The sequence below is a fragment of the Hydrogenophaga sp. genome (assembly GCF_965657535.1).
Taxonomy (GTDB): domain Bacteria; phylum Pseudomonadota; class Gammaproteobacteria; order Burkholderiales; family Burkholderiaceae_C; genus Hydrogenophaga.
The window spans coordinates 1-19,080 of record NZ_CBFHOP010000007.1 but is presented as its reverse complement, the minus strand read 5'-3'; the positions used below and the strand labels follow the sequence as shown (position 1 = coordinate 19,080).

Sequence of the window (19,080 nt, the reverse complement as noted above, 5' to 3'; positions counted from 1 at the left end):
GAACTTGGGCTTTAGGCTTCACAATCGGGCAGTGCTAATCATCCATCAACAAGCTCAAGTACCTGGCGATCCACAGCGTCCATTCAACGAAGGGAAATCATGGCCAACGAGAAAGTGACAAGAATCCTGAAGGCGAAGAGTCCTTTCTCCGCGGATCAGATCGCAGCCATGACCGACGCGGTAGGCTGGGACTGGATATATGCGAACGCGAAGCCGAAGAAGGAGAAGCTGACGCAAGTCTGTTTTACGGGTTTTGCGGCCTCCGAGAAGGCGGAACTCTCAGCGCTTGCGCAGGCAGCAAGCCTGGAAATAGTCGGGTCAGTCACGAAGAATTTGGCCTTCTTGTGTGTAGGAGAGAACGCAGGACCAGCGAAGCTTGAAAAAGCACGTGAGCAAGGGAACCACATCCTCACCAAGGAGCAATTCCTTCATTTGTTGGAAACAGGCGAGTTAACACAGTGATGCCTAACTAACCTTCGTTGCACCCGACGGCCTACAGCGGGTGAACTCAAACGGTGAACGTCAGCTTCAATCACTCCTGACGGCCCCGCTTCTGTCCGAAAGCACCGCTCTTGACGGTCACCACATAGCTGCCATTGAAGGCGGCCGCCCCAGTGCCGGAACAAGGGCCGCCTCCGATGACCATCTCAGATTTCCGTCTGTTCGGAGATTTCAAGAGCGTCGTCGACCTCGATACCCAGGTACCTCTCGGTCGACTTCAGCTTGGAGTGGCCGAGCAAAAGCTGCACAGCGCGGAGGTTCTTGGTGCGTCGATAGATCAGTGTCGCCTTGGTTCTGCGCATCGAATGGGTTCCATACTCGGTACGGTCAAGACCCAGTTCATCCACCCAGTGCCCGAGAATCCGGGCGTACTGCCGAGTTCCCAGGTGGGGCGAATCGTGGAGCCTGCTTGGGAAGTGGAGGTCATCTGATTTCAATGCCGCCGGCTTGATCCAGGCCTGCAAGGCCTCCCTGGTGACTGCCGTGATCTCGAACTGCACTGGGCGCTTGGTCTTGTGCTGCATAACGATGGCTCTGGTGGCCACCTGGTCACCATGGGACACATCACGCACCTTGAGTGCAACGAGGTCACATCCGCGAAGCTTGCTGTCGATGCCGAGGTTGAAGAGTGCGAGTTCGCGGACCCGGCCTTCCATCTGGAGACGTACGCGCAAGGCCCAGATGTCCTTCACCTTGAAGGGAGCCTTTTGCCCAACGATCTTGCCTTTGTTCCACGGCTCGTAATGAACAGTATTGCCTGAGGTTTCCATGATGGTCTCCCATCGAGTTGCGGGTCCCAGAGCATGCGCCTGTGAGGCACCAGCATATTGCGCTGCGTCAAGTCAGGAAAGCGCACTCGAAGGGTACGGGCGACTGCAAACGAGTGGGGCGGCCAACCAGCGCTTTCGGCCATCAGCAGGCGGGGCGCGAGGGCAATGGCGGAGTCCAGCTTGCGGGAAACATGGAAGTACGGGCTTCAAGCTTTTGCGAAACAGTGACTTCGTCCGCCGGCTGCTCAACGGCGACGAACCAAGGCATAAACCCCCATGCCCAGCAGCAAAACACCCACCAACAGGCCCGACAGATCGGTGGCCAACTGGCTCAGCACTTCCCAGCTGTCGGCGAACAACAGCCCCAGTGCACCGTACAGCAACACCCAGATCACCTCCCCCGCTACCACAGCGACCAGGAACCGGTGCCAAGGAAACATACTCGAGCCGGCCATCAAATTCACAGGCAGGGCAATCGGCGTGAACAAGAACCGGCTCAGGAATACGCTCCAGATACCCCAGCGCTGAAACTGTTGGTCGGCTGATCGCCAAGCCTTCGAGCTCTTCCAGCGCGATGTGAGCCGCTCGCCCAACAACCGGCCCAACAAATAGCTGCAGCCATCGCCCGCCACAGCCGCCACCACGGCAACGCTCGCAGCTACCTGCAAGCTCATCACACCTTGCCTGCTGAAGGCGCCGGTGGCCACCACCAACATTGTGGCGGGCAAAGGCACGCCCAAAGCCGCCAAGAACAAGGTGCCTCCCAAAACAAGCGCTCCGTGGTTGAGCAGACTGGTGAGCAGGAAATCGGTGATATCCGTCACTTCACCGCTCCCGAAGGCGGTTCGTGTTCCAAGATCAGTTTCTCGATGACGTGTCGCACTGCCTCAGGGTCTAGGTTTTCCTCCTTGATCCAGTCGCGAACACTTCTGTCATCAAAGCCGGTGGCGGGCAAGCCCAAAGCCTGGCGCAACTCGACCTGAGGTACACCATACACACGCTCGATGTACGCAAGCGTCATCCAGCCCCGAAAAGTCTCCACCTGCACTTCGCCGCGAGCAACCCGCTGGCTGAACTGAATCTGCTTCCACGCCCGCCAGCCAAAACCCACCAACAGGGCCATGCCCACAAGCACTGCCACCACCGCCAACCAGCGTCGGACTCTCCCCTGCAGGGAGTTTTTTGAAGGCAGTGATTTCATGGACTTTCGATCTGATTCGGTTCAGGACTGGTTCGAAGCCAAAGTCTACGGTGCAGCTGATTAAGTTCGAGCCTCTTCGGATCTTCCGGCCTGCAAGGTCAAGAGCAGAAGCGAAGCCCAATCGGACGATCTCTGACGTGATTTTCCTTCTTCAACCTTACCAGTCGAGAGCAGGACCTCTGTTGACAGGGCAAGGGTGCCGCGCAACGGGCACAAGTGCTTCCGAAGCATTTGCGCACCCATGCGCGCACCGGCGGAGCGATCGGTATGACAGACCGCTTTGCGGAACGTGCGGGATCGTCTGCCTAGGCTCGCGAAGAGCCGGTGGCCGCGGCGGGCAAGAGTCGCTCGGCTCCTCGTGTGGCTCATCGCTATTGATTGGCCACTGCTGGAAGTGCACCGGTCAGTCGCCTCGCAAACGAGGAACGGCAGGTTCCGCTGGCGGATGTGATTGGGCTCTGAAAACCTGACCGGCTGCAGTCAGCCTCAAGCGGTTGCTCGGGTCGTACCTGCGAATGTCAGCAGGTGGCCGAAAACAGCCGCTCCGCTGCAACCGCCCTTCATGGCACGCAGTTCCTCTATGCGGTTTCCAGATGGCGAGCGCTCGCTCAGAACCTGATCCCTACTCAACCCTCAAGGATCACACCCAGGGCCTTCAATTTTTTTGCAAACGCGTCCCTGCGTTTTTCCGCCCTTGCTGCGGTATCCACGGCCGCCTGAATGGCTTTGGGACCTTTTTGGGCCACCTTGTTGATCAGCCTGAGCTTGTGCGCAGCATCTGCTTCCGCACGCTTGTAAGTGGCAATCAACTCGGCATGGGCAAGGGGGCGGTTCATATGCGCTTGATTGTATGGAACACCGTTTTCTGCACGGTTTGGGTCCGCCGTTGTACGAGGCGACTTGACCTGTCAGTCCGCACGTCGGCCACTCGGCCTCACCCACCACCACGCGCCCACCACCAGCGCCGCAAAGCCGGTGTAGGCCGCCACAAACATCCACCATGGCAAGTCCCAGTAGAGCAGGCGGGCCAGCCAGTGTTCGATGAAGCTTTCGGTGTAGCCGCCTTGCCCGGCCAGGTGGCGCAGTTCTTGTTCCCACACGGTCAGTGGGCACAGTTGCCCCAGCCAGGCTTGGGCGGCAATGAACACCGTGAGGGCCATGTGGGTGGCGCGCAGACCAAAGTGGCGCACCCAGCGCCAGCCGCGTGCGCCCCCCAGCAACACCAGCGGCAGCAGGCCCATCACAAACACCACCAGGCTCAGGTGGAGCGCGAGCAGTGCGTCGGCCAGCAGGGCGGCCCAGGCGGGGTTGCTGTGCATGGTGCGTTGGTTTGTGTGAACGCTGGCCCGGCGTGCATGGCGCTTGGTGCGGGGAGCGCTCAGTCGAACATGTCGGGCTGGGTGCGCAGCAAGTCATTCCAGATGGTCTGGAAGTGCAGCCAGCCAATGTATTCACTGCCCACATGCTCCCGGCTGTAGCGCGCTTTTTCGGGGGGCACCAGACGGGGTTTGATGCCGCTGGCGTAAACCAGCATCTGTTGCTGGCAGCAGCGTTCCAGCGCTATGAACCAGAATGCCGCGGCCTCAATGCTGTGGCGGCTGGCGGTGAGCAGTCCGTGGTTTTGGTGAATGGCGGCTTTCACGCCCTTGAACCAGTCAGCGACTTTCAAGCCGGCTTTCACTTCAACCGCGACCTGGCCAGCCTCGTCGCTGATGACCACATGGTCTTCAAAAAACGCGGCGGCGTCTTGCGAGATGGGCGCCAGCGGTTGTGCCAATGCCGCAAACGCTGTGCCATAAAGGGTGTGCGCGTGGCACATGGCCACGATATCTGGGTGCGCTTCGTGCACGGCAGCGTGCAGCACAAACCCAGCGCGGTTGATCGCGTGTTCGCCTTCCACGACATGGCCCTGGTGGTCTGCCAAGATGAGGTTGGAGACTTTCACCTGGGCAAAGTGCACCGCCATCGGGTTGGTCCAATACAGGTGCGGATGCTCGGGGTCGCGCACCGTCAAATGTCCGGCAAAACCGTAGTCAAAGCCCTGGAGCGCAAAGGCCCGGCAGGCGCCCACCAGCCGCTCTTTCAGGTGGCGCCGGTGTTCGGCGTGGGTGCTGAAGTGGGGTATGCCGGGGAATATGCGTCCAGGCTGCTCGGGTTGGTAGATGGAGACTTTGGGATCGGTGAGGGGGTTAAAGCGCGGCTCGCGCTGAGGGGGGATGTGCATCTCGGGTCCTGGTGCCGCAGGTTGCGTGCGGGCGTTGAATAAAAAAGCCGTCAGCGTTTGCACACTGACGGCCGGGCAAGAAACGGGTCGGGTTCAGTTGACCTTGAAGTACTCAGACACCACTTTCCAGCGGTTGTCTTGCAGTTGCGACAGGCGGGTGGCGTCGCTGCCGAGGCGCTTGGTGGGGCTGAAGGTCATCTCGGAGCTGCCGAAAATGTCCGGTGGGATCACCATCGTGTCCATAGCCTTGATGAAGCTTTCGGTGGTCAGGTTGGTGCCTGCTTTGCCGGCAGCACGCAAGAACGAGTCAACCAGCGAATAGCCGTACACCGAGAACACGGTCGGGTCTTCGTTGAACTTGGTCTTGTACTTGTTGGCCCAGAACCGGATCGGCTGCGAAGCTTCGTCGGTGTAGGGGTTTTGCACGGTCATGGTGGCGTAGAAGCCGTTCATGGCGGGGCCGCCGAGCTTGTGGATCAGGTCGGTGTAGGCGGCGCTGGAGCCGATGAAGGTGGGGTTGAAGCCCAGCCGGCGAGCGGTGGCAATGCCGCCAATGGTTTCACGGATGATGGTGCCCATGACGACCAGGTCGCACTGCGACGAGGCCAGCTTCTGCATTTGCGACGAGAAGTCGGTGGCACCGCGTTTGTAGGTGGTGACTTCGGCAAACTGCATGCCTGCGGCCTTCAGGCCAGCCTCGGCACCGCGGAACACTTCCAGGCCGAACTCGTCGTCCTGGTACATGGTGCACACTTTCTTGGCGTTCTTCTCTTTGACCAGTTTGGGCACGGCCACGCGCATCTGGTCGTAGTAAGTGGCGGCAAACGAGTACTTGAGCTTGTGGAAGGGCTCGTACATTTCCCGCGCTGCCGTGACCGGGAAGAAGTTGATCACGTTCTTCTGAAACTGCACCGGCATGGCGGCCATGTTTTGCGCCGTGCCAATGTGGCCCACCATGGCAAAAATCTTGTCCTGGTTCACCAGCTTCTGTGCAGCCAGCACGGCGCGGCGGGGCTCGTAGCCCGAGTCTTCGACCAGCAGCTTGATCTTGCGGCCATTGATGCCGCCTTGCTCATTGGCTTCGTCTACGCGCAGCATCATGCCAAAACGCACCTGCTTGCCAAAGCCGGCCAGGGGGCCGGACAGGTCTTGAATGGAGCCCAGCACCAGCTCGTTTTTGCTGACGCCTTGCGATTGCGCCAAGGCCGCGGTGCTGGCCAGGGCCAGGCTGGCGGCGATCAAAGTCAGGGTGGTCTTCATGTGTCGTGTCTCCTTCGTTGTAAATGGGGTGGTGGGAAAAATAGGCGCTGGCAGGGCGTTAGCGGTACATGGCTTCAATTTGCGGGGTGTATTTCTTTTCCACCAGCTTGCGCTTGAGCTTCATGGTGGGCGTGAGTTCTTCGTCTTCGGCGCTGAGCTGTGTGTCGAGCAGGAAAAACTTTTTGATCTGTTCCACCCGGGCAAATTTCTTGTTGACGCGGTCGATCTCGTCTTGAATGAGCTGCTGCACTTCGGGTGCACGCGTGAGACTGGCGTAGTTGGAAAACGGCACGTCGTTGTCCTGCGCATATTTCTCCACATTCTCCTGGTCGATCATGATGATGACGGTGAGGTAAGGGCGCTTGTCGCCGATCACCACCGCGTCGGTCAAGTAGGGCGAGAACTTCAGTTCGTTTTCCAGTTCGCTGGGGGTGATGTTCTTGCCGCCTGCGGTGATGATGATGTCTTTCATGCGGTCGGTGATGCGGAAAAACCCTTCCTCATCCTCTACGCCCACATCGCCGGTGTGCAGCCAGCCATCGGGGTCGATGGTCTCGGCCGTCTTCTCGGGCTGGTTCAGGTAGCCCATGAACACGTTGGGGCCGCGCACCAGAATCTCGCTGGTGGCCGGGTCGAGCCGCACCTCGTTGTAGCTCGCGGCCGGCCCAATGGAGCCGGGCTTGATGCGCTCGGCCGGTACGCCGGTGGACGCGCCGCAGGTTTCCGTCATGCCCCACACCTCCAGCATGGGCACGCCCAGCGCCATGTACCAGCGCACCAGCTCGGGTGAAATGGGCGCCGCGCCAGTGACCAGAAAACGCGCTTTGTGGATGCCGATGAGCTTGCGCACGTTGTTGAGCACCAGCACCCGTGCCAGATGAAATTGCAGCTTGAGCGAGGCGGGCACCGGCTTTTGCGCCATCACCAGATCGGCCACGCGCTGGCCCACGCCAATGGCCCAGGCGTAAGCGCCTTGCTGCAGCTTGCCGGCTTCTTTCAGTGTGATCATGACGCCGGAGTAAAACTTTTCCCACACCCGGGGCACAGCGGTGAACACCGTGGGCGCGATCTCGCGCACGTTTTCGGGCACGGTCTCGGGGTTCTCAACGAAGTTGAGTTTGGCGCCGGTGTAGAGCGAAAAATACTCGCCGCCCATGCGCTCGGCAATGTGGCACAGCGGCAAGAAGCACATGCATTCGTCGGCCTCGCTGCGGGCAATGAGCGTGTTGTAGCCGCGCACGGTGTACACCAGCCCGTGGTGGCTGTGCATGGCGCCTTTGGGCTTGCCGGTGGTGCCCGAGGTGTAGACCAAAATGGCGAGGTCGCTGGTTTTGCACGCGGCCACGCGGGCCTGCAGAGCCTCGGCGTGTTGCTTGGCGTGCTCGCGGCCCAAGGCGCGCAGGGCGTCCAGGCTCATCACCTGCGGGTCGTGCAGGTCGCGCAGGCCTTCCATGTCAAACACCACAATTTTCCGCAGCTTCGGCAGTTGCTCGCGCACGGCCAGTGCTTTGTCCAGTTGCTCGTCGTCTTCCACAAACAGCACCGTGGTGCTGGAGTCTTCACACAGGTACTGCACCTGCTCGGCGGCGTCGGTGGGGTAGATGCCGTTGGACACGCCACCCGCGCTCAGCACCGCAATGTCGGCCAGCACCCAGTCGATGTTGGTGTTGGACAGGATGGACGCGGTCTCTCCCGGCGCGAAACCCAGCGCCAGCAGGCCGTTGCCGATTTCGCGCACGGCTTCGGCGGTCTGGTTCCAGGTCCAGCTGTGCCAGATGCCCAAGTCTTTCTGACGCATCCAGACGTTGGGGCCGCGCGCTTTCACCGCGTTCCAGAACATCGCGGGAATGGTGTCGCCGGGCAGCACCACGGCGGTCTGCGGCTGGATGGCGGAAAGGTCCCAGAGGTTGCTCATTTGATAGTTTCCGTAGTCCACATGTCGATCGCAGCGCAGGAGGTTTTCCAACCCAGGGCACAGCCGGGCCGGCTTTGCCGGACGGCCAGTGCCGCCCCCTGGGGGGTAGCGCGAAGCGCTGCGGGGGGAGCCACACCTAGCGCCAATTTTTTTTCTTCTTCCAGCGCCGGTCGGCGCGCACGCCTTCTTCCTTCATGCCCAGGTAGAACTCCTTGATGTCGTCCTTCTCGCGCAGGTGGGCGCAGGTGTCTTCCATCACGATGCGGCCGTTTTCCAGCACGTAACCGTAGTCCGATGCGTTCAGCGCCATGTTGGCGTTTTGCTCCACCAGCAAGATGGTGGTGCCGCGCTCTCGGTTGATGCGCACCACGATCTCGAAGATCTCCTTGGTGAGCTTGGGGCTCAGGCCCAGGCTCGGTTCGTCGAGCAAGATCAGGTCGGGGTTGGCCATGAGCGCCCGGCTGATGGCCAACATCTGCTGCTGCCCGCCCGAGAGCAGGCCGGCGTCTTGCAGCGCGCGCTCACGCAAAATGGGAAAGTAGTTGAACACCACCTCCATGTCGCGCGCCACGCCGTCGCGGTCTTTGCGGGTGTAGGCGCCCATGAGCAGGTTGTCGCGCACCGAGAGCAGCGGAAACACCTCGCGCCCTTCGGGCACGTGCATCAGGCCCTGCTGCACGATGTGGGCCGGGTCTTGGGCGGTGATGTTTTCACCTTTGAACTCGATGCTGCCCTTGCGCGGGTCGATGATGCCGCTGATGGTTTTCAGGATGGTGGTTTTGCCCGCGCCGTTGCTGCCCAGCACGGTGGCAATTTCACCGCGGCGCACCTGCAGGCTCACGCCACGAATGGCTTTGATGGGGCCGTAGGCGCTCTCGACGTTGAGCAGCTTTAACACGGCGTTGTCGGTCACGGGTGCGGTCATGATGATGTTGCCCCCACGCTAGTCGCTGCGCGTACTGCGCTGCCCCCCAGGGGGACTTGTGAACCTTGGGGCGGCCCTGCGGTTCTCATGCCTTCTCCTTCACATGGTTCTCACGCCGCAGGCTGGACACGTCGTCCACCGAGCCCAGGTAGGCCTCGATCACGCCGGGGTCGCGCTGCACTTCGGCGGGTGTGCCGGTGGCCAGCTCGGCGCCCATGCTCATGGCCAGCACGCGGTCGGACACCTTGGACACCAGGGTCATGTCGTGTTCCACCATCAGCACCGTGATGCCCAGCTCGTCCTTGATGTCGGTGATCCAGAACGCCATGTCTTCGGTTTCTTCCACGTTCAGGCCCGAAGAGGGTTCGTCCAGCAGCAGCAGCTTGGGCTCGGTGCACAGGGCGCGCGCCAGCTCGACCACCTTGCGCACGCCATAAGGCAGGCCGGCCACCATCGATTCGCGGTGGTGTTGCAGGTCCAGCAGCTCAATGACCTGCTCCACTTTTTCACGCGCCTCAATTTCGGCCGCACGGGTTTTTCCGGTGAAGAAGATTTCGCTCCAGAGCCCGGTTTTGCGGTGCGTGTGGCGGCCAATGAGCAGGTTTTGCAGCACGGTGGCGTGTTCAAACAGCTCGATGTTTTGAAACGTGCGTGCAATGCCCAGCCCGGCAATTTTGTGCGGCGGCTGCTCGGTGAGCTTGAGCATGCCCTGCGGCCCGGCGTAGTCGATGGTGCCGGTGGTGGGCGTGTAGATGCGGCTGATGAGGTTGAACACCGTGGTCTTGCCAGCGCCGTTGGGCCCGATCAGGGTGAACACCTCGCCGCGCTTCACATCGAAGCTCACGTTGTTGACCGCCAGCACGCCGCCGAAGCGCACGCTGAGGTTTTTGGCTGAGAGCAAGATACCCCCCGAGCCGCCTGCGGCGTCACCCCCCAGGGGGCGGCGCTGGTGGCCTGGCAAAGCCGGTTCCACGGCGCCCTGGGTTGGAACCCCGCTCTCCGGCACGATGTTGGAATGGTTCGTCATTTCAATCTGTCTGATTTCTGGAAGCTCTTCTGCCGCTTGAACATACCCTTGCGGTAGAACGGAAAGAGCTGGAAGTAGGTGCGGATCTTGAGCCAGCGGCCGTACAGACCCATGGGTTCAAACAACACAATGGCGATCAGCACCATGCCGTAGACCACGCCCTTGATGCCAGCGGCTTCACCAATCACGGCGGGTAAAAAGTCTTTGCCAATGGCGATCAGCTGCGGCATGACGATGATGAAAATGGCGCCCAGAAATGCGCCGTGAATGGAGCCCAGACCGCCAATCACCACCATCAGCAGCAGGTCGACCGACTGCAGCAGGCTGAACTGGTCGGGTGACAAAAACTGGATCTTGTGGGCATACAGCGCACCACCAATGCCCGCCAGCGCGGCCGACAGCGCAAAGCTCATGGTTTTGTAGCGCGCCAGGTGAATGCCCATGCTCTGCGCAGAAATTTCCGAGTCGCGGATGGCGACAAACGCCCGGCCGGTGCTGGAGCGCATGAGGTTGACGATGCCCAGCGTGGACGCCACGGTGATCAGCAGGCACAAGAAGTAAAACTCGTTGGACGAGTCCAGTTCCCAGCCAAACAGGCTGGGTTGGTTCACCATCAGGCCCGAGTTGCCGCCGGTCATGCTCTCCCAGCGCGCCATGCCTTCTTCCACAATGAAGCCAAATGCCAGCGTGGCCATGCCCAGGTAAATGCCTTTCACCCGCAGCGCCGGCAGGCCCACCACCATGCCCACGGCGGCTGACAGCAAACCCGCGCAGGCCAGTGCAATAGGGAACGGCACGCCCGCGTTGACCATGATGGCCTGCGTGTAGGCACCGACGCCCAGAAACGCCGCATGGCCCAGCGAAAACAGCCCGGTGAAGCCAGCCAGCAGCATCAGCCCCAGGCCCACGATGGCGTAGATCAGCACAAAGGTGAGCTGCGCCAGCCAGTATTCCTGAACGAGCCAGGGCGCCGCCACCAGCAGCACGCCCAGCAGGCTGTACCAGAACGTGTGGCCACCGTGCTTGGCCAGCCGGATGTCCTGGTTGTAGTCGGTCTTGAAGAGGAATCGCATGGGTGTTCAATCAGCGGCGCCAGAGGTGGCAGGGAGGCAGACCAGGAGCGCCGTGGAACCGGCTTTGCCGGGCCACAGGCGTTGCCCCTTGAGGGGCTGAGCGGCTGCGCGAATCGAGCAAGCGATGGGGGTGCTCATACTTTCTTCCGCAGTTTTTCGCCAAACAGTCCGTTGGGCTTGAGCACCAACATGATCAGCACAACGATGTAAGGCGCAATGTCCTTGAAGCCTTCGGCCATGTAGAAGCCCGCCAGGGCTTCCACAATGCCAATGATCAGCCCGCCCACAATGGCCCCGGGCAGGCTGCCAAAGCCACCCACCACCGCGGCCGGGAATGCCTTGAGGCCAATGAAACCCATGTTGGCGTGCACAAACGTGATGGGCGCGAGCAGCAGGCCAGCAATGGCCGCCACCGCGGCCGCCAGGCCCCACACCAGGCCGTTGAGCCGTTTCACCGGAATGCCCATGTAATAAGCGGCCAGCTGGTTTTGCGACGAAGCCTGCATGGCGATGCCCAGCTTGGTGTAGCGGAACATGGCAAACAGGCCAGCGCACAAGACGGCGGTGGCGCCGATCACCACCACCTGCTCGGCCGACACCACCAGCGTGCCCAGGCGCAGCACCTCGCCGGCGTAGGGCACTGGCAGGGTGTGGGTGTCGGTGCCAATGTCGGGAATCATGGTGATGAGCCCGCGCAACACATAGCCCACGCCGATGGTCAGCATGACGATGGAAAACGCCGGCTGGCCCAGGATGGGGCGGATCACCACCCGCTCCAGCAGCACGCCAAACACGCCCATGCCCACAATGGCTGCCGGTACCGACAGCCAGAAAGGGAAGCCCAGCACCGTCATGGCGGCCAGGCCGCCAAAGGCGCCCACCATCATCAGGTCGCCCTGGGCAAAGCTCACCGTTTCGGTGGCTTTGTAAATCAGCACGAAACCCAGGGCAATGAGTCCGTAAATACAGCCCTGGGCCACACCGCTGATGAGCAGTTGCAGCAATTGCACGCTTGTCTCCTAAATGGTTCTCTTGGGTGCCGGTTGCGCACCCGCTGTGCCACTGCAGCGTTTTCGAACGCCCGTGCTTTTGCGGAGCTTAGTCGGGGACGCAAAGGCTTGCCCATGGGGGTTTCCCGCAGAGAAAGTGCCGCAGGCGACAAACTGGCTTCTTTTTGCCAAGCAGACGCTTGGTGAAACCAAAGCGCAGCGCTATGCTGAAAATTTCACTGTTGTGCCCATGCCATGAAGTCCATACGAATCAGTGCCGGTCTCGGCTTTTACGGCGACAACTGGGAGCCCGTGGTGGCTACCCTGGAACGTGGCGATGTGCAGTTCATTGCCAGCGATCACCTGGCCGAACTCACGCTGGCCATTTTGCAAAAGGACCGCCAGCGCGACCCGGCGCTGGGTTACGCCCGCGACGTGGTGCCTATGCTGCTGCGGCTGTGGCCGTTGATGGCTGAGCGTGGCGTGCGATTTGTGTGCAACGCCGGCGGGCTCAACCCGCACGGTGCCGCGCAGGCGGTGCTGGCGGCTTTTGCCGCCAAAGGTATGACGGCGCGGGTGGCGGTGGTCACCGGCGACGACGTGTTGCCGCAGTTGCTCGACGCCTCAAAGCCCGCCGACGGTTGGGCGCACCTGTTCACCGGCGAGCCATTGGCGGGTGTGCGCGAGCGCCTGGTGTTTGGCAACGCCTACCTGGGCGCGCAGCCCATCGTGCAGGCGCTGGACGCAGGGGCCGACATCGTCATCACCGGGCGCGTGGCCGACGCGGCGCTGTTTCTGGGCCCGCTGGTCCACAGCCTGGGCTGGACGCTCAGCGGCGCGACGGCCGAGGCCGACCTGAACCGCCTGGCGCAAGGGCTCACCGTGGGGCACTTGCTCGAATGCTCGGGCCAGGGCAGCGGCGGCAACTTTGGCAGCCAGGGCGCCTGGCAGGCCGTACCCGACCTAACCCACATTGGCTACCCCATTGCCGAGGTGTGGGAAGACGGCACCGCGCTCATCACCAAGGCGCCGGGCACGGGCGGGCGCGTCAACTTCGACACCGTGCGCCAGCAGTTGCTGTACGAAGTGCACAACCCGCACGCCTACCACTCGCCCGACGTGGTGCTGGACATGGGCGGTATCACCCTGCACGATGAAGGTCACGACCGGGTGCGTCTCACGGGTGCACGCGGGCACGCGCCGAGCGACCAGCTGAAGGTGGTGGCGGGCTACCGCGACGGCTACAAGGCCGAAGTGACCTGGGGCTTTTCGTGGCCCGATGCCTGGGACAAGGCGCAAGCCGCGCAGGCCGCCATCCTCACCCAGTTGCTGGAAAAGCGCATACCGCACGACGAGCTGTACATTGAGCACCCCGGCCTGAATTCGGCCCATGGCGCGCTGGCGCCGTTGCCCGATGCCGAGGCCCTCAACCAGCTCAACGAGGTGTGGACCCGCCTGGTGCTGCGCACCCCCGTGAAGGCCGCCGCTGACGGCTTTGGGCGGCTGTTTCCCTGGCTGGCCCTGAGTGGGCCGGCCTACACCTGCGGCTTCCACGGCCTGCACAACACCAGCGAACTGTTGGGTATCTGGCCCACGCTGGTTCCCCGTGCAGCGGTGGAAGCTGGCGTGTGCGTGGAGCTGTTGCAAACCCAGGGAGTGGCGCCATGAACGCAACGGTTGACACCAAGGACAAGGTTCGCGTGCCATTGGTGCGCATCGCCCATGCCCGCAGCGGCGACAAGGCCGACTGGGTGGACTTTGGCCTGTTTGCCTGGAACGCGGAGGGCTACGCGCTGCTGGCCCGCGAGGTGACGGCCGAGCGGGTGCGCGCCCACTTCATGCCCTGGCTGGGCAGCGACATGACCGGCGAGGTGGACGCCTGGCTGTTGCCCAATCTGCTGGCCATCAAGCTGGTGCTGCGCGGTGCGCTGCAAGGCGGTGGCGCGCGCAACCTGCGGCTCGACAACCTGGGCAAGTCCATGGCCGGCGCGCTGCTGCGCATGGAAATTGAGGTGACGCCCGCCGAGCTGGCCGGGGCATTGGCCGCCCCGCGCGTGGGCTGGTGGGGCGAGGCTGCACCATGAATCCGGCGCTCATCGGCCACAAGCCGGAGGCAGCCAGGGCGCGTGCTGACACAGATGAAGCTGCGGTGCGCGCTGCCCTCGATGCCTGGATTGGTGCCTTCAACCGCGCCGATGCGGCTGCCGTGGCCGCGCTCTACGACCCGCAAGCGGTGCTCTGGGGCACAACCGCCACCCAGCTCATCACCACGCCACAAGGCATTGCCGCGTATTTCGACGCTGTGTTTGCCCTGCAACCGGTGCCTTGCATGGCGCTGGTCGAGGCGCTGCCCAGGGTGTTTGGCGACGTGGCGGTGAGTTCGGGCCGCTACACGCTGACGCTGTCTCCGGCGCCGCACCTGCGCGAGGTGCCCGCCCGCTTCAGCTTCACCTACCGCCGCACCGCTGGCGTATCTGCCCCATGGCGCATCGTGGACCACCACTCTTCGGCCATGCCCGCACCTTTGGCCGCGCTGGCCGCAGCCGGCTGACGTTTTTCTATGATGGGGCCATGACACCCACCGATTTCTCCGCCCCTGCCGATGTGCTGGTGTTGCAGCACCTGAATGAAGACGGCCCCGGCTACCTGGGCCAATGGCTCGACGAACAGGGCGTTGCCTGGCAGCTGCGCTGCACCGAAGCCGGTGACCCATACCCCGACTCGGTGCGCGGTTACCGCGGCCTGGCCGTGCTGGGCGGTGCCTGGAGCGCCAACGACGAGCGCCCGTCGTTGCGCCAGGCCGAGGCGCTGATTCGGGAAGCCGATGCGATGGGTATTCCCGTCATCGGCCATTGCCTGGGTGGCCAGCTCATGGCGCGGGCTTTCGGTGGCCGCGTGCAACAGCTGCCGCAGCCCGAGGTGGGCTGGTTGCCCATGCAAATCGGCCGCAGCGCTTCGGCGCGCCACTGGTTGGGTGACGCGACGGTGGCCACGGTGTTTCAGTGGCACCAGGACAGTTTTGTGCAGTTGCCGCCCAACGCCGAGCTGATCGCCAGCTCACCGGCCTGCGTGCACCAGGCGTTCGCCATTCGGCAGCACCTGGCCATGCAGTTTCACATCGAGATCACGCCGGCCAAGATCGCCGCCTGGCTGGCCCACCCGGGTCAAGCCTACCCGCTGCATGTGTTGTTGCACCCGGACAGTGTGCAAGACCCGGCCCGTATGCTCGCCGCCACCACGCAGCATCTGGCCGCCAGCCAGGCACTGGCCAGCCATATTTACCGCAGCTGGCGTTCGCGCTGGCCGGGTTGAGCGCAGATCAACCCGCCAAGCCCGGAATGTTCAGCCCCTCTTTGGGAATGGCGCGCGGCTTGCCTTCCATGTCAATCGCCACATAGGTCAGGCTGGCTTCGGTCACTTTCACGTATTGCCCCTGGGCCGAAAAGCGTTCGGCAAACACCTCGACCTGCACCGTGATGGACGTGTTGCCCACGCGCGTGACGTGTGAGAAGAAGCTCAGGATGTCGCCCACCCGCACCGGCTGCTTGAAGATGAACTGGTTAACCGCCACCGTGGCCATGCGCCCGCGCACGTAGCGCGCGGGCAGCACCGAGCCGGCCAGATCGACCTGGGCCATGACCCAGCCGCCGAAGATGTCGCCGTTGCCGTTGGTGTCGGCCGGCATGGGGATGACCTTGAGCACCAGCTCGCGGTCTTGCGGCAGGGCGGTCTCAGGGCGGGGGCTTGATTCGTTGGACATGGGCACAATCTGGTTTCAACAGATCAACATTCTCACGCATGCGACCCAACTCTCCCAGTCCAGCCACCGTGGCCTTGTCCACCAGCCCGCCCGCCGGCGGCACACCGGCAGCCAAGCGCTCCGACTGGGTCACGCTCTCGCGCCTGTTTCCCTACCTGTGGCAATACAAATGGCGCGTGCTGATCGCGCTGGGTTTCATGGTGGCGGCCAAAGTGGCCAACGTGAGCGTGCCGCTGCTGCTCAAAGAACTGGTGGACGCCATGACCATTCCCCCGGGCAGCCCGCAGGCGCTGCTGGTGGTGCCGCTGGGGCTGTTGCTGGCTTATGGTGGCCTGCGTTTGTCCACCACCTTGTTTACCGAGCTGCGTGAGCTGGTGTTTGCCAAAGCCACCGAGGGTGCCACGCGCAGCATTGCGCTGCAGGTGTTTGGCCACCTGCACGCGCTGAGCCTGCGCTTTCACCTGGAACGCCAGACTGGCGGCATGACGCGCGACATCGAGCGCGGTACGCGCGGCGTGCAGTCGCTCATTTCGTATTCGCTCTACAGCATCTTTCCCACGCTCGTTGAAGTGACCATGGTGCTGGCTGTGCTGGGCACCAAGTTCGACATGGGCTATGTGTGGATCACGCTCACGGCGCTGGTGCTGTACATCACTTTTACCGTGACGGTGACCGAATGGCGCACCAAGTTTCGGCGCGAGATGAACGAACTGGAGTCCTCCAGCCAGACCCGGGCGGTGGACTCGTTGCTGAATTTTGAGACCGTCAAATACTTCAACAACGAAGCCTTTGAAGCGCGCCGCTACGACGAGGCGCTGGAAAAACTGCGCCGCGCCCGCATCAAGAGCCAGACCACACTGTCCATGCTCAACGCCGGGCAGCAGCTGGTGATTGCCATTGCGCTGGTGCTCATGCTGTGGCGCGCCACACAGGGCGTGGCCAGCGGCGACATGACGCTGGGCGATCTGGTGATGGTCAACGCGTTCATGATCCAGCTCTACATTCCGCTGGGTTTTCTGGGTGTGCTGTACCGCGAGATCAAGCAAAGCCTGACCGACCTGGACAAGATGTTTGTGCTGCTTGAGAAAGAGCGCGAAATTGCCGACCACCCCAGCGCCCAGCCACTGGCGCTGGCCGGCGCGCCGGCGGTGCGCTTTGACAATGTGCGCTTCTCTTACGAGCCTGCGCGCGAAATTCTGCACGGCATCAGCTTCGAGATTCCGGCCGGCAAGACGGTGGCGGTGGTCGGGCCGTCGGGCTCGGGCAAGTCCACGCTGGCGCGGCTGCTGTACCGTTTCTACGACGTGACGAACCACGACGACACCGGCCCGCATGGGGGTGGCCGCATCCTCATCAACGGCCAGGACATTCGCGAGGTGACGCAGTCCAGCGTGCGCCAGGCCATCGGCATCGTGCCGCAGGACACGGTGCTGTTCAACGACACCATCGAATACAACATCCTTTACGGTCGGCCAGACGCCGGCCACGAAGCCGCCGTAGCCGCCGCGCAGGCGGCGCACATTCACAGCTTCATTGAAAAGCTGCCGCTGGGCTACCGCACCATGGTGGGCGAGCGGGGCTTGAAGCTCTCAGGCGGTGAAAAGCAGCGCGTGGCCATCGCGCGCACGCTGCTGAAGAACCCCCCGATTGTCATTTTTGACGAGGCGACGTCGGCGCTGGATTCGGCGAATGAGCGCGCGATTCAGGCTGAGTTGAAGAGCGCAGCGCGCAACAAGACTTCACTGGTGATTGCGCACCGGCTGTCTACCGTTGTGGATGCGCATGAGATTCTTGTGCTCGTGAATGGTGAGATTGTGGAGCGGGGCACGCACGCGCAGCTGGTGTCGGCTGGTGGCGTCTACGCTGGGATGTGGGCTTTGCAGCAGTCTGGGACGGACTGACCGCTTTATGTTTTGGTGGCTTTTGTGGGCCGGGTCTCGGCCCGGCGGCCGACTCACTTTCTTTTGCTTCGCCAAAAGAAAGTAAGCAAAGAAAAGGCGAGCCGAAGTCCGGGCCGCTTCGCGGTGCCTTGCGCTGCTCGGTTCGAGCGGGGTCGGGCTGAACTCGCCTTTGGCTCAAACAACGCCCGCCCTGATCCGCTCGCCCCTGCGCTGCTCAGCCCGGCCACACGGCAAAGCATGGATGCGGGAACGGACTTCCCTTCCGGCGAGCGTGGATTGCCCCCTCTCCCTCTGGGAGAGGGCAGGGGTGAGGGCCACGCCAGCCAAACATCTGTTCGGCAGCCGTGCCTTTACGCCACCCGCATCGTCCCCGTCCGCTCATACCGGCTGTGCCAGCTCAGCGCATCGTCCAGCAAATGCGGTGTGTGCATGCCGGCATGCCCCGCACGCGCATTGGCTTCCGAGCGCTCCACATAGTCCAGCAGCGCCGGTTTGAAGTCCGGGTGGGCGCAGCGTTCGATGATGCGGCGCGAGCGCTGGCGCGGTGACAGGCCGCGCAGGTCGGCCAGGCCTTGTTCGGTCACGATGATCTGCACGTCGTGTTCGGTGTGGTCCACGTGGCTGACCATGGGCACGATGCAGCTGATACTGCCGCCTTTGGCGGTGGACGGCGTCATGAAGACCGAGAGGTAGGCGTTGCGCGCGAAGTCGCCCGAACCGCCGATGCCGTTCATGATCCGCGTGCCCATCACATGCGTGGAGTTCACGTTGCCATACAGGTCGGCCTCGATCATGCCGTTCATGGCGATGATGCCGAGCCGGCGGATCACCTCGGGGTGGTTGCTGATTTCCTGCGGGCGCAGCACGATGCGTTCGCGGTAAAAGTCCAGATGGGCCAGAAACTCTTCCATCACCGGCGCCGAGAACGACAGCGCGGTGGAAGAGGCCATGGCCATCTTGCCCGACTTGAGCATGGCGAGCATGCCGTCCTGCAGCACCTCGGTGTAGCCCTGCAGATCGTTGAAAGGGCCGTCGTTCAGGCTTTCCATCACAGCGTTGGCGATGTTGCCCACGCCCGACTGCAGCGGCAGCAGCTCGGGCGGCAGGCGGCCTTGCGCCACCTCTTCTTGCAGAAAGGCCATCAGGTGGCCGGCAATGCGCTTCGACGCTTCGTCGGGCGCCGAAAAGCGGGTGTCGCGGTCGGGCAGGTTCGTCTCGACGATGGCGATCACCTTGGCCGGGTCGCAGCGCAGGTAGGGCTCGCCGATGCGGTCGCCCGCGTGCGTCATCGGGATCGGCTTGCGGTGCGGTGGGCGCTCGGTGCCGTAGTAGATGTCGTGCATGCCTTCCAGCCCCAGGCTGTGGCCGTGGTTGACTTCCAGGATCACCTTGTCGGCCTGGTCCAGCCAGGTCTTGTTGTTGCCCACCGACGTGGCCGGGATCAGACGGCCGTCTTCTATAGATAAGGCCTGATAAAGTCTGAACTTTGTCTGGTTTTCGTGATCAGAGAATCATGGAAAAAGAAAGCGCAAGA

At 62.6% G+C, this 19,080-nt stretch carries 19 protein-coding genes and 1 pseudogene; 6 read left to right on the top strand and 14 right to left on the bottom strand.

The annotated features are described in order from the left end of the window. Positions 1-99 precede the first annotated feature (99 nt). Positions 100-462: a BRCT domain-containing protein gene (locus tag ACTG4K_RS13155; RefSeq protein ID WP_439114667.1), complete on the top strand. Its 363-nt coding sequence runs from the start codon at positions 100-102 to the stop codon at positions 460-462. Between the two features lie 185 nt (positions 463-647). Here ACTG4K_RS13155 and ACTG4K_RS13150 read toward each other — a convergent pair whose 3' ends face one another. From ACTG4K_RS13150 to ACTG4K_RS13095, 12 genes are all read right to left on the bottom strand, one after another. Continuing rightward, on the bottom strand, positions 648-1,271 hold the full coding sequence (locus ACTG4K_RS13150) for a tyrosine-type recombinase/integrase (RefSeq protein ID WP_439114666.1): 624 nt from the start codon (positions 1,269-1,271) through the stop codon (positions 648-650). Positions 1,272-1,516: 245 nt separating this feature from the next. Beyond that, entirely contained in the window at positions 1,517-2,095 is a 579-nt protein-coding gene (locus ACTG4K_RS13145; protein ID WP_439114665.1) for a DedA family protein, read from the bottom strand. After that, on the bottom strand, positions 2,092-2,472 hold the full coding sequence (locus ACTG4K_RS13140; protein WP_439114664.1) for a hypothetical protein: 381 nt from the start codon (positions 2,470-2,472) through the stop codon (positions 2,092-2,094). Before ACTG4K_RS13140 ends, ACTG4K_RS13145 begins: the two co-directional genes overlap by 4 nt. Positions 2,473-3,098: 626 nt before the next feature. Next, positions 3,099-3,308 carry a hypothetical protein gene (locus ACTG4K_RS13135; protein ID WP_439114663.1) on the bottom strand — a complete coding sequence of 70 codons (210 nt, stop codon included), beginning with the start codon at positions 3,306-3,308 and terminating at the stop codon, positions 3,099-3,101. 72 nt (positions 3,309-3,380) lie between these two features. Further along, on the bottom strand, positions 3,381-3,791 hold the full coding sequence (locus ACTG4K_RS13130; protein ID WP_439114662.1) for a DUF2784 domain-containing protein: 411 nt from the start codon (positions 3,789-3,791) through the stop codon (positions 3,381-3,383). A gap of 59 nt (positions 3,792-3,850) precedes the next feature. Beyond that, the gene (locus ACTG4K_RS13125) at positions 3,851-4,696 is read right to left on the bottom strand and encodes a class II aldolase/adducin family protein (protein WP_439114661.1); all 846 of its coding nucleotides are present in this window, start codon (positions 4,694-4,696) and stop codon (positions 3,851-3,853) included. Positions 4,697-4,789: 93 nt separating this feature from the next. Next, a complete protein-coding gene (locus ACTG4K_RS13120; RefSeq protein WP_439114660.1) occupies positions 4,790-5,956 on the bottom strand; it encodes an ABC transporter substrate-binding protein in 1,167 nt (388 codons plus the stop codon). 58 nt (positions 5,957-6,014) lie between these two features. Beyond that, positions 6,015-7,871 carry an AMP-dependent synthetase/ligase gene (locus tag ACTG4K_RS13115; RefSeq protein ID WP_439114659.1) on the bottom strand — a complete coding sequence of 619 codons (1,857 nt, stop codon included), beginning with the start codon at positions 7,869-7,871 and terminating at the stop codon, positions 6,015-6,017. Between the two features lie 136 nt (positions 7,872-8,007). Next, positions 8,008-8,796: an ABC transporter ATP-binding protein gene (locus ACTG4K_RS13110; RefSeq protein WP_439114658.1), complete on the bottom strand. Its 789-nt coding sequence runs from the start codon at positions 8,794-8,796 to the stop codon at positions 8,008-8,010. Positions 8,797-8,881: 85 nt separating this feature from the next. Then, entirely contained in the window at positions 8,882-9,823 is a 942-nt protein-coding gene (locus ACTG4K_RS13105) for an ABC transporter ATP-binding protein (protein WP_439114657.1), read from the bottom strand. After that, positions 9,820-10,896 (bottom strand): branched-chain amino acid ABC transporter permease, encoded by a 1,077-nt coding sequence (locus ACTG4K_RS13100; protein ID WP_439114656.1) that lies wholly within the window; start codon positions 10,894-10,896, stop codon positions 9,820-9,822. The genes ACTG4K_RS13105 and ACTG4K_RS13100 overlap by 4 nt, the downstream gene beginning before the upstream one ends. Before the next feature lie 134 nt (positions 10,897-11,030). Then, positions 11,031-11,906 (bottom strand): branched-chain amino acid ABC transporter permease, encoded by an 876-nt coding sequence (locus tag ACTG4K_RS13095; protein ID WP_439114655.1) that lies wholly within the window; start codon positions 11,904-11,906, stop codon positions 11,031-11,033. Between the two features lie 234 nt (positions 11,907-12,140). On the opposite strand from ACTG4K_RS13095, the gene ACTG4K_RS13090 reads away from it, so the two are divergent. From ACTG4K_RS13090 to ACTG4K_RS13075, 4 genes are read left to right on the top strand one after another with little or no spacing between them, the layout of a single operon-like run. After that, positions 12,141-13,553 (top strand): acyclic terpene utilization AtuA family protein, encoded by a 1,413-nt coding sequence (locus ACTG4K_RS13090; RefSeq protein WP_439114654.1) that lies wholly within the window; start codon positions 12,141-12,143, stop codon positions 13,551-13,553. Continuing rightward, entirely contained in the window at positions 13,550-13,969 is a 420-nt protein-coding gene (locus tag ACTG4K_RS13085; RefSeq protein ID WP_439114653.1) for an AtuA-related protein, read from the top strand. Before ACTG4K_RS13090 ends, ACTG4K_RS13085 begins: the two co-directional genes overlap by 4 nt. Beyond that, positions 13,966-14,436, top strand: coding sequence for an SgcJ/EcaC family oxidoreductase (locus tag ACTG4K_RS13080; RefSeq protein WP_439114652.1), 471 nt, complete (start codon positions 13,966-13,968; stop codon positions 14,434-14,436). Before ACTG4K_RS13085 ends, ACTG4K_RS13080 begins: the two co-directional genes overlap by 4 nt. 20 nt (positions 14,437-14,456) lie before the next feature. Next, a complete protein-coding gene (locus ACTG4K_RS13075) occupies positions 14,457-15,197 on the top strand; it encodes a type 1 glutamine amidotransferase (protein WP_439114651.1) in 741 nt (246 codons plus the stop codon). Positions 15,198-15,204: 7 nt separating this feature from the next. Here the strand turns inward: ACTG4K_RS13075 and ACTG4K_RS13070 are convergent, their stop codons facing one another. Further along, entirely contained in the window at positions 15,205-15,645 is a 441-nt protein-coding gene (locus ACTG4K_RS13070) for an acyl-CoA thioesterase (RefSeq protein ID WP_439114650.1), read from the bottom strand. A 38-nt stretch (positions 15,646-15,683) separates the two neighbouring features. Here ACTG4K_RS13070 and ACTG4K_RS13065 point away from each other — a divergent pair, with 38 nt between their 5' ends. Then, a complete protein-coding gene (locus ACTG4K_RS13065; protein WP_439114649.1) occupies positions 15,684-17,546 on the top strand; it encodes an ABCB family ABC transporter ATP-binding protein/permease in 1,863 nt (620 codons plus the stop codon). A gap of 350 nt (positions 17,547-17,896) precedes the next feature. On the opposite strand, the pseudogene ACTG4K_RS13060 reads toward ACTG4K_RS13065, so the two are convergent. After that, a pseudogene (locus tag ACTG4K_RS13060) lies at positions 17,897-19,006 on the bottom strand (acetyl-CoA hydrolase/transferase C-terminal domain-containing protein); the annotation flags it as partial. Positions 19,007-19,080: the final 74 nt, after the last annotated feature.

Bases quoted from the DNA above. Each gene is read 5' to 3' on its own strand.
- ACTG4K_RS13065 (WP_439114649.1), top strand. From the start codon at position 15,684: ATGCGACCCAACTCTCCCAGTCCAGCCACCGTGGCCTTGTCCACCAGC.
- ACTG4K_RS13115 (WP_439114659.1), bottom strand. From the start codon at position 7,871: ATGAGCAACCTCTGGGACCTTTCCGCCATCCAGCCGCAGACCGCCGTG.
- ACTG4K_RS13100 (WP_439114656.1), bottom strand. From the start codon at position 10,896: ATGCGATTCCTCTTCAAGACCGACTACAACCAGGACATCCGGCTGGCC.
- ACTG4K_RS13125 (WP_439114661.1), bottom strand. From the start codon at position 4,696: ATGCACATCCCCCCTCAGCGCGAGCCGCGCTTTAACCCCCTCACCGAT.
- ACTG4K_RS13085 (WP_439114653.1), top strand. From the start codon at position 13,550: ATGAACGCAACGGTTGACACCAAGGACAAGGTTCGCGTGCCATTGGTG.
- ACTG4K_RS13080 (WP_439114652.1), top strand. From the start codon at position 13,966: ATGAATCCGGCGCTCATCGGCCACAAGCCGGAGGCAGCCAGGGCGCGT.
- ACTG4K_RS13140 (WP_439114664.1), bottom strand. From the start codon at position 2,472: ATGAAATCACTGCCTTCAAAAAACTCCCTGCAGGGGAGAGTCCGACGC.
- ACTG4K_RS13075 (WP_439114651.1), top strand. From the start codon at position 14,457: ATGACACCCACCGATTTCTCCGCCCCTGCCGATGTGCTGGTGTTGCAG.
- ACTG4K_RS13105 (WP_439114657.1), bottom strand. From the start codon at position 9,823: ATGACGAACCATTCCAACATCGTGCCGGAGAGCGGGGTTCCAACCCAG.
- ACTG4K_RS13070 (WP_439114650.1), bottom strand. From the start codon at position 15,645: ATGTCCAACGAATCAAGCCCCCGCCCTGAGACCGCCCTGCCGCAAGAC.
- ACTG4K_RS13090 (WP_439114654.1), top strand. From the start codon at position 12,141: ATGAAGTCCATACGAATCAGTGCCGGTCTCGGCTTTTACGGCGACAAC.
- ACTG4K_RS13120 (WP_439114660.1), bottom strand. From the start codon at position 5,956: ATGAAGACCACCCTGACTTTGATCGCCGCCAGCCTGGCCCTGGCCAGC.
- ACTG4K_RS13155 (WP_439114667.1), top strand. From the start codon at position 100: ATGGCCAACGAGAAAGTGACAAGAATCCTGAAGGCGAAGAGTCCTTTC.
- ACTG4K_RS13130 (WP_439114662.1), bottom strand. From the start codon at position 3,791: ATGCACAGCAACCCCGCCTGGGCCGCCCTGCTGGCCGACGCACTGCTC.
- ACTG4K_RS13135 (WP_439114663.1), bottom strand. From the start codon at position 3,308: ATGAACCGCCCCCTTGCCCATGCCGAGTTGATTGCCACTTACAAGCGT.
- ACTG4K_RS13150 (WP_439114666.1), bottom strand. From the start codon at position 1,271: ATGGAAACCTCAGGCAATACTGTTCATTACGAGCCGTGGAACAAAGGC.
- ACTG4K_RS13110 (WP_439114658.1), bottom strand. From the start codon at position 8,796: ATGACCGCACCCGTGACCGACAACGCCGTGTTAAAGCTGCTCAACGTC.